Source organism: Rhodospirillaceae bacterium (genome assembly GCA_016712715.1).
In the GTDB taxonomy this organism is placed as follows: Bacteria; Pseudomonadota; Alphaproteobacteria; order Dongiales; family Dongiaceae; genus Dongia.
In genome coordinates this window covers 785,186-797,034 of record JADJQM010000003.1, presented here as the reverse complement: position 1 = coordinate 797,034, position 11,849 = coordinate 785,186, and the positions used below count along the sequence as shown (strand labels likewise).

Sequence of the window (11,849 nt, the reverse complement as noted above, 5' to 3'; positions counted from 1 at the left end):
CTGACAGCAAAACCCCGGCCGCGCGCGCGGCCGGGGCTTAGCCAATTTGAGGGACTTGCCACATGTTGCTGCGAATTCCTGGGGTGCTCAAACCCGACCAGGTCGCCTATTGCCGCGATCGGCTGTCAAAGGCCGAGTGGGTCGATGGCCGGGTGACGGCCGGATATGAATCGGCCAAGGTGAAAAAGAACACCCAACTGCCGGAAGAAAGTGCCGTCGCCGAGGAACTCGGCGATCTCATCCTGGGTGCCCTCGAGAGCAACAAGCTCTTCGTTGCTGCCGCCTTGCCGTCGCGCGTCTTTCCCCCGTTGTTCAACCGCTATGGCCCCGGTGACGGCTTCGGCGCCCATGTCGACAACGCGGTGCGGCAGGGGCTGCAGCCGGAGATGCGCATCCGGACCGATCTCTCCTGCACATTGTTCCTGAGCGGGCCGGAAGAATATGACGGCGGCGAACTCGCCATCGACGACACCTACGGCACCCACCATGTCAAGCTCAACGCCGGCGACATGGTGCTCTATCCCTCGACCAGCCTGCATGCTGTCACGACCGTCACAAGGGGGACGCGGATCGCCGCCTTCTTCTGGCTGCAGAGCATGATCCGTGATGACGGCCAGCGCACCCTTCTGTTCGATCTCGACCGTGCCATCCAGCAGGTCGGTGTCGATGTGCCGAACCACGCCTCGGTCGTGCCGCTCACCGGCGTCTATCACAATCTCCTCCGCCGTTGGGCGGATCTCTAGTCGAGAGCAGGACCATGAAGAAAATGACGTTCCGCCAACTGCTGCAGGAAATCCACCTCTGGCTGGCCCTCATCCTGTTTCTGCCGCTGGTGATTCTCGGCCTCACTGGGTCGGTGCTGGTCTATCACGACGATTTCCCGGTCTGGTTCGGCAGCGACGAACCGCGCTATGAACTTGCAACCGGCAGCCCGGCACCGTTGGCCGATCTGATTACCGCCGCCATCCCGGCCATGGGGGACAAGGTGAAGCCCGCCGCTGTGATGCTGCCGACCGAGCCCGGACAACCAGCGACCATCCGTTTCGCCCGCGCCAATCCAGGCGGCGCGGCGCCGGCCGGACCCGGTGGGATGGGCGGTGGCGGGTCGGTCAAGATCGATCCCGTCTCACTCGCCGTTCTCGATGTCCAGAAGGGCATGAACCGGCAGGGCGGATTCCTGGGTGTCATGCACCAGCTTCATGGCTCGCTGATGATCCCCGAAGTCGGACGCGACATCGTCGGCTGGCTCGGTGTGGTGATGCTGTTCCTAGGGATCAGCGGCCTGGTCATCTGGTGGCCGCGGCCGGGCCAGTGGCGCCAGCAGCTCACCATCAAGAAGAACGCCACCGCTTTGCGGCTCAACCGCGATCTTCACAACACCTTCGGCTTCTGGAGCCTCACGGTCTTTGTCATCGTCAGCTTCACCGGTCTCTACATCGTCTATCCGCAGCCGATCAACTGGATCGTGGGTCTGGCGACACCGGTGCGCGATCTGCGGCCCAATGCGGTGACCGTGCAGCCGTTGGCGGGCGCCACGCCGATTGATGTCACCATGGCGCGTGCCTTGGCCGACGCGGCGGTGGCACCTGATCTCACCCTCCAAAGCCTGTTCCTGCCGCAGCGCCCCGACCAGCCCTATCGCCTGAGCTACGCGCGGCCCAACCAGGAAACACCGATGCTCAATGCGACCGTCTTCATCGACCCTTGGGCGGGGAAGGTGATCGATATACGCGATCCTGCGAACTTCAACGCAGGCGACACCTTCGCCGCCTATCAGCGGCCGCTCCACTATGGCTTCGGCTGGGGCGAAATCTGGAAATTCCTGGTCTTCCTCTCCGGCCTGCTGCCGCTGCTCTTCTCGATCACTGGCCTCACCATGTGGTGGATGAAGCGCCAACGCCGCAAAAGGGGCGAGGCAGAACGACTGCTCGCCCGACAAATGGCCGAGGCGCGGGTGGCGGAATGAGTCTATTGCAATTAATTCTCATTCCTATCATAAGGATAAACGCGGATTGCGCGCCAGCGGTGGCTGACCCATCTAAGTCAATGATCAGATTGAAAAATATTATGCAGCAACAGCATATCGGCCAATCTTGGGGCTGGGGAGTGTGGGGGCAGTCCAGAGTCCTTGCGCTCTTCGTCATGGCTGGCTTGGTGCTGGCGCCACAGTTGGCGACGGGTCAGGAGACGGCGGCCCCACCGACGGCACCAGCCGTGGCAGCGCCGTCGGATGTTCCATCTGCAGTGCCCGGCACTGCCGTGCAGACCGATCCTGCATTGCCGGTCGCGGCGACGGACGAGGTTGTGCTTGGCCCGGATGGCTTGCCGCTGCCTGTGGGCGCGCCCGCGATCCTGCCGCATGACCTGTCGCCCTGGGGCATGTTCATGCAGGCCGACTGGATCGTGAAATCGGTCATGATCGGCTTGGCCATCGCCTCGGTTGTCACCTGGACGGTGTGGCTGGTGACCAGTCTCGAACTGATGGGCGCCAGGCGCCAGGCGCGACTGGTGCGTAAGACACTGGCCGGCGTCGGGTCGCTTGCCGAAGGTGTTGTGACCGTTCAATTGAAGGAAGGCCCGGCCCGCGACCTCATCACCGCAGCGGCACACGAGGTCGAGATTTCGCTCGGCCTGCCGTCGGACGGCATCAAGGAGCGGGTCGCTTCAAGGCTGGAGCGGATCGAGGCCGCTGCCACGCGCCATGTCACGCGCGGCATCGGCATACTTGCCACGATCGGATCGACGGCCCCCTTCGTCGGGCTGTTCGGGACGGTTTGGGGCATCATGAACGCCTTCATCGGCATCTCGAAGGCGCAGACCACCAACCTTGCCGTGGTGGCGCCCGGCATCGCCGAAGCCCTGCTGGCAACCGCGCTGGGCCTGGTGGCCGCCATCCCAGCCGTCGTCATCTACAACAAATTCGCCCGCTCGATCTCCGGCTACCGCGCCCTGCTGGCCGACATCTCGGCAGAGATCCTGCGTCTCACCAGCCGCGATCTTGACCAACGCCGCGGCCATCTCCGCGAAGCGGCGGAATAGGGGCTGGCATGGCGGTCCGGCTCAATCACGGCGGCGATTCCGGCGACGATCTCCAAGAGAACCACGACATCAACGTGACGCCGTTCATCGATGTCATCCTGGTACTTCTGATCATCTTCATGGTGGCCGCCCCCTTGTCGACGGTCGATGTCGCGGTCGATCTGCCGGCCTCGACCGCGACGCCGTCGCCGCGCCCGGACAAACCGCTCTTCCTCACCATCGATGCGCAGCTTGGAATCAGCCTCGGCAACAACAAGGTGCCGCGCGATACGTTCGGCCCCTCCCTCGAAACGCTCACCCAGGGCGACAAGGAGACGCGCATCTTCCTGCGCGCCGATGAGTCGGTCGAGTATGGCGAGATCATGACCGTGATGAACATGCTGCGCGAGGTCGGCTATCTGAAGATCGCCCTGGTCGGCCTGGAACTCGCACCGGATGCCGCGGCACCGGCCGTTGCGCCGGCACCCTGAGGCGCTGGCCATGTCGCCGCAACCGTCAACATCGCTCGACAGTCCTGGCCTCACTGTCCGGCGCTGGCTCTCGGCCGGCGTGCTGATGGTGGGGCTCCATGTTTCCGGTGGTGCCGCCGGCTATTTCTATTGGGAACGCGAACCCGCGGAACTCATCATGCCATCGGCGACCGTAATCGCCTTTGAACTGGCGCCCGCTCCCGTGGCGCCGCCGCCACCGCCCAAGGTGGTGGAACCCGAACCTGAGGTCGAGCCCGACATCGTGCTGCCGCCCCTTGCCGAACTCGATGCCATTCCCCCGGCGCCGCCGGAGGTGAAGGTTGCGGTTGCCGTGCCGGAAAAGATCAAGCCGAAAAAGAAAAAGAAGAAAAAGGAGCCGACCAAGACCAAGAAGGTCTAGAAGAAGCTGGATCAGCCGCCACAACCGAAGATCTTCAAGAGCGCAGCCGACGCGCCGTCGACCACCAAGGTGGAATCGCCGCCGCAGCCGGCGGTCGCCGCGGCTCCTGTCGCTGCCGGCCCGACCGCGGCCGATGAAGCGCGCGTGGCGCAGGCCAAGATCTTGTGGGAACAGGCCTTCCGCAAGCACATCAAGAAATACCAGAAGTATCCGAAGTCCGCGAAACGCAAGAACCAGCAGGGGTCGCCGGTGGTCGAGTTCGTGTTCGATCGTCAGGGCAATGTTCTGGAGGCGCGCATCGCGCGAAGTTCCGGTTTTGCCGCGCTTGACGAAGCCGCGATCTCGACTTTCGAGCGCGCCTCGCCCTTGCCGCCGATCCCGCCGGAGATCGAAGCAGACAGGCTGAAATACCCGGTCCGGCTCGATTTCATCCTGACCAACTAGTCCAGGAGCGGAATGTCGCGATAGCGCGACTGGCTCGGTGGGCCGGGGGCGACGCGCGGAACGGTGCCCGGCGCGTTGCGCCACAGCGTCGAAAGATCGTGAATCCGATAGGGTCGGTGGGCGACGTGCCGTCGCGGCAGATGGGCTTTGTCGCCAAAGCCAGCGCCGCTTCACTGCCCGACAAAGCTTGCTTCCATCGCCTCAAGCCGGATGGTCGAAGAGTGGGAACCAAGCTCCGGGGCGCGCTTGGGGTGATTGGTGTGGCAGTACCAGTCAGGGCCACTGGCAATGCGTCGCACGCCAATGGCGTCACATTCCAATCCAAGCCAACCCTCCGGCCCGGCCACCAGATAATGTAGACCCGACGCATGCTCGACGCGTCGCAGGAAGGCTTCGCCCGCGGCGAGGCTCGTTTGGTCCAGGAAGCCTCGGATCGCCATCAAAGCCGGCAGCCCGTCCTTTGCCGGGGGCAGTTGCAGCAGGGTGTTGCAGCAGATCGAGACACCAAAGGAATTGATCCCGGTCATGCCGATCGTGCCTGCCAGAGTTGCTACCAGGCTGGTGCCGCCGGTCGCTGGTTCCAGGTCATGGCGCAGCACCACCTGCAATCCGTCCATCCAGCCGGTGATGTCGAGATTCTGTCCCGACCACACCGCGCCACCTTGGCGATAGGCGAAGCTGGTGCAGGCCTCGGCTTGGCGCTGGGCGAAGAACCACCATTGTTCGTCGGTGAGGTTGAGAACCAGCACATCCTCGAACGCCTGGCCCGACCCTTCAGCGATGCCTTCGATCTCATGCCACAGATGCGGTGTCCATCTCTGCGCTGCCTGCGGGAAGCGGGTGCCATTCAGCATCTGCCCGATGATGTCGCGATAGGGGAGGCTGGTCTGCTTTTCCGACGCGGTCCGCCAGCCGTCGATATGTTGTGCGATGAGGGTGCGGGCCGCTTCGCCGTGGACACGACCGCGGGCACGCGCGTCACCGCGCAGATCGAGAATGGGGCAGTCGTCCTTCATCTCGGCTTCATTTGAAGTTTGCGGGCGCGGCGCTGCATCTCGGCGGTGAGCGCCAGGACCAGGGCCGAGCAGAGGATGAGAATGACCGCCGCCGCCGCGATCGCCGGGCTGATCGATTCGCGGACGCCGCTGAAGATCTGGCGGGGCAGGGTGCGCTGGTCGGCGGTGGTGATGAAGCTGGCGATCACCACCTCATCGAAGGAGATGAGGAAGGCAATGAGCGCGCCCGTACATATGCCGGGCAAGACCAGCGGCACCAGGATGCGGCGGAAGGATAGAAGCGGACTCGCTCCCAGCGAGGCCCCGGCGCGCATCAAGGTACGATCGAAACTCTTGAGGTTGGCCATCACCGTGGTGACGACGACCGGGGCGGCGAGGCCCGCATGGGCGAAGACGAGGGCGAAGCGCGACCCCACCAGGCCCATGGTCGCATAGAAGCTGAAACACGCCACACCCATGATGATGATGGGCAGGATGAGCGGCACCGAGATCACGGCCAGCATGATGCGCTGTCCGGGAAACTGTCCCCAGGTGAGGCCGATGGCAGCGAGCGTGCCGAGGATGGTGGCGAGCACCGTTGATGCGGCACCGATGATCAATGAGTTGATAAAGGCGCCGGTCCAGCGCGGATCGGTGAACACCACCTCGTACCATTGTAAGGACCAGCCCGGCACCGGCAGGGTCAGCATCGTGCCGGCGGTGAGCGAGATCGGCACCATGATGGCAATCGGCGCCAGGATGAACAGCAGCACCAGGGCGGTATGGAAACCGGCAAGCTGCGCGCGGAAGCGCGGCCAGAAATGCATCAGGCGCCCTTTCCTTTGCTGAGTTTCTGGAAAGCCGCCCAGCCCAGCATGGCGACGACCAGCACCAGCAGCAATTGGAGGGCGAGCGCCGCGGCCAAGCCCCAGTTCAGGGTCTTGTTGGTATAGAGCGCCACGTAGGAGCTCAGCATCTGGTCGCGCGGACCGCCGATCAGCGCCGGCGTGATGTAATAGCCCAGCGCAAACACGAACACGATGCCGGCACCCGTCACGATGCCCGGTGCAATCAGCGGCAATTGCACCCGCCAGTAAGCCTGCCACCAATCGGCGCCGAGCGAGGTGGCGGCGCGCACCAATTCCTTGGGCAGCTTCACCACCACGGCAAGGATCGAGAGGATCATCAGCGGCAGCAACACCTGCACCATGGCGATATAGAGGCTGCCGCGGGTATAGACGAGATGCAACGGATCGTCGATCAGCCCCAGATAAAGCAAGCTCGTATTCACCGGCCCTTCGCCCTGCAGGATGATGATCCAGGAGACCGTGCGCACCAGCAACGAGGTCCACAGTGGAAACAGCACCAAAGCCAGCAGGATGCCGGCATAAGGTGGCCGCGCACTCGCCAGCACATGGGCGACCGGCAAGGCGAGAAGGGCACAGATGACCGTCACATTGATGCTGATCACGATGGTGCGCCAGATGGCAGCAAGGAAAATCGCGCGGTCTGCCCCCACCATCCGGATCTCGCCCGACACGTCGCGCTCCAGATCGAAGGATTGCAGCAGATAGAAATCGGTATAGGCGGAGCCGCCCGCCTTGAACAAAGCCCAGAGCTCCGGCTTGGCGAGGCCCGGCAGTTTTTCCAGCAATATCGCCTTGGCATTGTCGGCCGTGACGCTGTCATCCACCACCAGGCCGGATTTCAGGATCATGTTGCGCGTGCCGGTGAGCTGCTGGTTGAGGCTCTGCGCCAATTGTCCCAGCGTCTCGGCACTCGCGGCGGCGCGGATATCCTCGGCAAAGGCGGCAAAGGCCGCGTCACCCGGCACCCCATCGGCCGGCTGCCAATCGCCGAGCGATGCCGCCGTGCGCGGCATGTTCTCCGCCACGGTCGAATTGTCGATGGCGCGGTAAAGGAAATGCCCGACCGGCGCCACCACGGTGACCAGGATGAACAGGAGAAGGGGCAGCACCAGCGCAAAATGCCGCGCCTCAGCGCTGAACAACAGCCTGGAAAAGACCGAGCGCCAGAAGCCTGGCGCCCGGTACCTTTCGACGATGGTAGAGCCCGCTTGTGTCAAACCACCCTACCAATTCTGAACGTCACAATTACTGGGCGAGCCAGGCCTGGAAACGCTGTTCCAGTGCTTCCTTATTCTCAGCCCAGAAATCGGTGTCGTAAACCGCGCCGTGGGGCAGGTTCTGCGCCGAGGTGGGCAGACGCTCCTGCTGCGCCGCGTCGAGGAAATCGGCCGCCTTCTTGTGGCCGACGCCATAGGCATAGAGCTTCGGGAAGCCCGCCTGGTTCTCCGGCTTGGCGAAGAAGTCGAGGAACTTCTCGGCCGCAGCGGCATTGGGCGCACCCTTCACCACCGCCCACATGTCGGTGCCGTAGAAGAAGCCGGCATTCCAGGCGATCACGTAATTGGTCTTGTTCTTCTCGTTTTCCGAGGTGACGCGGGCATTGTAGAGATCAGTCATCACCACTTCGCCGGCGGTGAGGTTCTGCAGGGCCTTTGTGGAACTGGTCCACCAGACGACATGCGGCTTGATCTTGTCCAGCATGGCAAAGGCACGGTCAACGCCGTCGGGCTTCCGGAGTTCGGTATAGACATCGGCCGGGGCGACGCCAGTCGCCATCATGGCGTTTTCCAGCGTGTATTGCGCGCCGCCCAGCAGGCCGCGCTTGCCCGGAAACTTCTCGACATCCCAGAAATCGGCCCAGCTCTGCGGCCCGTCCTTGATCTTGTTGCCATCATAGACCATCACGGTGGCCCAAGTGTCGGAGGCGAGCCCGCAGGGATGGATGGTGCCCGGCAGATACTCGTCTTTCTGGGCATAGATGGCGTCGGGCAGCTTTTCGAACAGACCCTCGGCGCAGCCGATCTCCAATTGCGGCGCTTCCACGCTCACGAAATCATAGACGATGGCGTTGCTTTCGATCTGGGCGCGCACCTTCGCGAGCTCGCCTTCCCATTCATCCACGACCACCTTGATGCCGGTTTCCTTGGTGAAGGGCTGGAACACGCCTTTGTCATAGGCCTCGTTCCAGGAACCGCCCCAGCCGACGGCGGTGAAGCTCTCTTCGGCAGATGCGCTGCTCATGGCACCCGTGCCAGCCAGCGCCATGCCCAACGCGGCCCAAATAACTTTCGACGTCATTGCTCGGCTCCTTCTCCTGTTTGGTGTTTTTTGGTGGTCGATTTGATCAAATGCTACGGTGCGAATTTAAAGCTGTCAATGCCAACAATATGGCGACAGAATCAATGCCGGCTCTTTACAGGAGCGGTATCGCCGACTAGTTTTTAAGAAGTTTGATCAAATAGGTGAGACATGCAAGCCCCAGCTCCCGGCACCAATATCGAGCTCGATGCGGCCATCGCCGACACGCGCCAGCGCTTCACCAAGGCCAATCCGGAAAGCCGCGCGCGCCATGAGGCCGCCAAGAAAGCCTTGCCCGGTGGCAACACCCGTGCCGTGCTCTATTACGAACCCTTTCCGCTCACCATCACGGGCGGCGAGTCCAATCGCCTCAGCGATCTCGACGGCCATACCTATGTCGACTTCGTCAGCGAATATACCGCTGGTCTTTACGGCCATCGCAACGAACTCATCGCCAACGCGATCAAGGGTGTCGCCGATTCCGGCTGGGTGCTGGGTGGCCCCAACCCCTATGAAGCGAAGCTCGGCGAGGCGATCGTCGCGCGCTATCCGGCGATCGAGCGCGTGCGCTTCTGCAATTCCGGAACCGAGGCCAACCTCATGGCACTCTCCACCGCGCGTGCCGTCACCGGGCGACCCGCCATCCTGGTCTTTGATGGCGGCTATCACGGTGGCATCCTCACCTTCGCCCATGGTGGCTCGCCCCTGAACGCGCCCTATCCCTTCATCTTCGCGCAATACAACGACATTGCCGGAACGAAGGCGCTCATTCAGCAGCATGCAGGCGAACTGGCCGCTGTGATCCTTGAGCCGATGATGGGCGGTGGCGGCTGCATCGAGGCCAAGGCCGATTTTCTCGCCATGCTGCGGGCCGAGACGGAAAAGGCCGGCATCCTCCTCATCTTCGACGAGGTGATGACCTCGCGCCTCTCTTATCGCGGCTATCACGGCAAGGCCGGGATCAAGCCGGACATGGTGTCGCTGGGCAAATATATCGGCGGCGGCTGCAGCTTCGGCGCCTTCGGCGGCCGCGCCGACATCCTCGACCGGTTCGACCCGTCCGCCCCCAATGCCTTCGGCCATGGCGGCACCTTCAACAACAACATCTTCAGCATGACGGCGGGCTTCACCGGTTTCACTCAGGTCTTGACCGAATCGGCGCTGGGGAACATGAACGCCCTGGGCGACGATCTGCGCGCGACCATGAACGAGCAATTGGCGCGGCGGAACGTGGCCGGCACCGTCACCGGGGTTGGATCGCTGATGAATCTGCATTTCGTCCAGGGCGAGGTTACCTCACCCCATGATGTCGAGGCGGCGGATCACCGCTTCCTGCATCTATGGCAGCTTGAAATGCTGCTGCGCGGCCAATATGTGACGCCGCGCGGCATGATCGCCTTGTCATTGCCCTTCACCCGGGCCGATATCGGCGTGTTCACAAGTATCTTCGACGACTTCCTCAGCGACTACCGCTCGATCCTGCCGACGCGGCATTGAGGAGCTAGACGGACCATCATGGCAACCGGCCCGACCAAAGCGAAGCGGCGCGCGACGACCTTGCGGAAAAAGCCGCGCATCGCCAGCACGAAGATGGCGGCTTTGGGTGACGTGCCCCATGGGACGACTCATGAGGACATCTATGCCCGGTTGAAGCGGGCCATCATGTCGGCGCATTACATACCGGGTGAACGGTTGGTGGTCTCGAAGCTGGAAAAGCTGTTCGGCACGAGCGCCATGCCGGTCCGCGAGGCGCTGCGCCGCCTGGTGGCTGAGCAGGCGCTGCAGAACAACCCCAATCGCGGGGTCGAGGTACCGCAGATGACCGCCGGCCGGCTCATGGATTTGCGCCGCGTGCGCTGCGAGATCGAGGGCAAGGCCACCGAATGGGCAGCCCTCACCATCACCAAGCCCGAACTCGCGCGCCTGGCCGATATCCAGGCGGAGATGAACCGCGCTGCGGGAGCTGGCAGCGCCGAAGGCTATCTCGACCTCAATCTTGATTTCCATTTTGCCATCTACAAAGCGGCGCGCTCGCCGCTGCTCCTGCCGATCATCGAAAGCCTGTGGATGCAGGTGGGGCCTTGCCTCAACACCATGCGTGGCGAGGCGACGCTGGGACTTGGCATGGATCATCACGAGGCGATGATCGCCGCGTTGCGTAAGGGAGATGGCGCCGGCGCGCGCGTCGCCCTGCAGGAAGACATTTCCGAAGCCGCTGACATCATCTTGCGGCTGCTCCCGGAATCCGCGAACTGAACAACGAACTGAAGAAGAGGGTGGGGAGATGAGCGTCAATCAGGAAACCGGCAAACAGGGTGCTGCGAAGCCGGGTGCAGGCAAAAGCCGCAAGGTGATCATCACCTGCGCGGTTACCGGTTCGGTGCATACGCCGACCATGTCGCCTTATCTTCCCATCACGCCTGACGAGATCGCCAAGGATTCGATCGCCGCTGCCGAGGCCGGCGCCTCGGTCATTCATCTCCATGCGCGCGATCCCAAGGACGGACGGCCGACGCCGAACCCGGACGTGTTCATGCAGTTTCTGCCGCGCATCAAGCAATCCTGCGACGCGGTCATCAACATCACCACCGGCGGCTCGCTCGGCATGTCGATGGACGACCGGCTGGCCGCCCCCTTGCGCGCCAAGCCCGAGCTTTGCTCCCTCAACATGGGATCGATGAATTTCGGCATCTTCCACGCCGGCGACAAGATCACCGAATGGAAATACGATTGGGAAAAGCCCTATATCGAAAAGACCCGCGACAGCATTGTCAGCAATACCTTCGCCCAGATCGAACGGGTGATCCGGGAACTGGGCCATGGTTGCGGCACGCGCTTCGAATGTGAATGCTACGATATCGGCCATCTCTACACGCTGGCGCATTTCCTCGACCGCAAGCTGCTCGAGCCACCGCTCTTCGTGCAGACGATCTTCGGCGTGCTGGGCGGTATCGGCCCGCATCCCGAGGATCTTGCCCATATGCGCCGCACGGCTGACCGCTTGTTCGGGCCTGACTACCAGTGGTCGATCCTGGCGGCCGGCCGCCACCAGATGAACCTTGCCACCATGGGTGCCACCATGGGCGCCAATGTGCGGGTGGGGCTGGAGGACAGCATTTATCTGGGGCCGGGCCAGTTGGCCAAGAGCAATGCCGACCAGGTACGCAAGATCCGCGGCATCCTCGAGGGCTTGTCGTTGGAAATTGCCACGCCGGCCGAGGCACGCGCCATGCTGAAGCTGAAAGGCGGCGACCAGGTCGCCTTCTGAGAAGGGCGGGGCCGGGCCGGAAATCCCTGCCCGCCTGTGAGGAATTCGCGATTTTGATGTGAGATT

General features: G+C 63.0%; 13 protein-coding genes. 9 read left to right on the top strand and 4 right to left on the bottom strand.

Annotated features, from left to right (window positions below):
• Window positions 1-62 precede the first annotated feature (62 nt).
• The 6 genes from IPK59_21450 (at window position 63) to IPK59_21425 (ending at window position 4,353) form a co-directional block, all read left to right on the top strand.
• Entirely contained in the window at window positions 63-743 is a 681-nt protein-coding gene (locus IPK59_21450; protein MBK8161204.1) for a Fe2+-dependent dioxygenase, read from the top strand.
• A gap of 14 nt (window positions 744-757) precedes the next feature.
• Window positions 758-1,966 (top strand): PepSY domain-containing protein, encoded by a 1,209-nt coding sequence (locus IPK59_21445; GenBank protein ID MBK8161203.1) that lies wholly within the window; start codon window positions 758-760, stop codon window positions 1,964-1,966.
• A gap of 101 nt (window positions 1,967-2,067) precedes the next feature.
• Window positions 2,068-3,039 (top strand): tonB-system energizer ExbB, encoded by a 972-nt coding sequence (gene exbB, locus IPK59_21440; protein MBK8161202.1) that lies wholly within the window; start codon window positions 2,068-2,070, stop codon window positions 3,037-3,039.
• A gap of 8 nt (window positions 3,040-3,047) precedes the next feature.
• Window positions 3,048-3,509 (top strand): TonB system transport protein ExbD, encoded by a 462-nt coding sequence (exbD, locus tag IPK59_21435; GenBank protein ID MBK8161201.1) that lies wholly within the window; start codon window positions 3,048-3,050, stop codon window positions 3,507-3,509.
• Window positions 3,510-3,519: 10 nt separating this feature from the next.
• Window positions 3,520-3,909 (top strand): hypothetical protein, encoded by a 390-nt coding sequence (locus IPK59_21430; GenBank protein MBK8161200.1) that lies wholly within the window; start codon window positions 3,520-3,522, stop codon window positions 3,907-3,909.
• A 69-nt stretch (window positions 3,910-3,978) separates the two neighbouring features.
• Window positions 3,979-4,353: an energy transducer TonB gene (locus IPK59_21425; protein ID MBK8161199.1), complete on the top strand. Its 375-nt coding sequence runs from the start codon at window positions 3,979-3,981 to the stop codon at window positions 4,351-4,353.
• Between the two features lie 170 nt (window positions 4,354-4,523).
• On the opposite strand, the gene IPK59_21420 is transcribed toward IPK59_21425, so the two are convergent.
• Genes IPK59_21420 through IPK59_21405 form a run of 4 tightly spaced genes read right to left on the bottom strand, consistent with a single transcriptional unit; the run spans window position 4,524 to window position 8,515 of the window.
• Window positions 4,524-5,369 carry a hypothetical protein gene (locus tag IPK59_21420; protein ID MBK8161198.1) on the bottom strand — a complete coding sequence of 282 codons (846 nt, stop codon included), beginning with the start codon at window positions 5,367-5,369 and terminating at the stop codon, window positions 4,524-4,526.
• A complete protein-coding gene (locus tag IPK59_21415) occupies window positions 5,366-6,175 on the bottom strand; it encodes an ABC transporter permease (protein MBK8161197.1) in 810 nt (269 codons plus the stop codon). Before IPK59_21415 ends, IPK59_21420 begins: the two co-directional genes overlap by 4 nt.
• Entirely contained in the window at window positions 6,175-7,434 is a 1,260-nt protein-coding gene (locus tag IPK59_21410) for an ABC transporter permease (GenBank protein MBK8161196.1), read from the bottom strand. Before IPK59_21410 ends, IPK59_21415 begins: the two co-directional genes overlap by 1 nt.
• 28 nt (window positions 7,435-7,462) lie before the next feature.
• Entirely contained in the window at window positions 7,463-8,515 is a 1,053-nt protein-coding gene (locus IPK59_21405; protein MBK8161195.1) for an ABC transporter substrate-binding protein, read from the bottom strand.
• 171 nt (window positions 8,516-8,686) lie between these two features.
• On the opposite strand from IPK59_21405, the gene IPK59_21400 reads away from it, so the two are divergent.
• From IPK59_21400 to IPK59_21390, 3 genes are read left to right on the top strand one after another with little or no spacing between them, the layout of a single operon-like run.
• Window positions 8,687-10,012 carry an aminotransferase class III-fold pyridoxal phosphate-dependent enzyme gene (locus tag IPK59_21400; protein ID MBK8161194.1) on the top strand — a complete coding sequence of 442 codons (1,326 nt, stop codon included), beginning with the start codon at window positions 8,687-8,689 and terminating at the stop codon, window positions 10,010-10,012.
• 18 nt (window positions 10,013-10,030) lie between these two features.
• Window positions 10,031-10,771 carry a GntR family transcriptional regulator gene (locus IPK59_21395; GenBank protein MBK8161193.1) on the top strand — a complete coding sequence of 247 codons (741 nt, stop codon included), beginning with the start codon at window positions 10,031-10,033 and terminating at the stop codon, window positions 10,769-10,771.
• A 28-nt stretch (window positions 10,772-10,799) separates the two neighbouring features.
• On the top strand, window positions 10,800-11,783 hold the full coding sequence (locus tag IPK59_21390; protein MBK8161192.1) for a 3-keto-5-aminohexanoate cleavage protein: 984 nt from the start codon (window positions 10,800-10,802) through the stop codon (window positions 11,781-11,783).
• Window positions 11,784-11,849 lie beyond the last annotated feature (66 nt).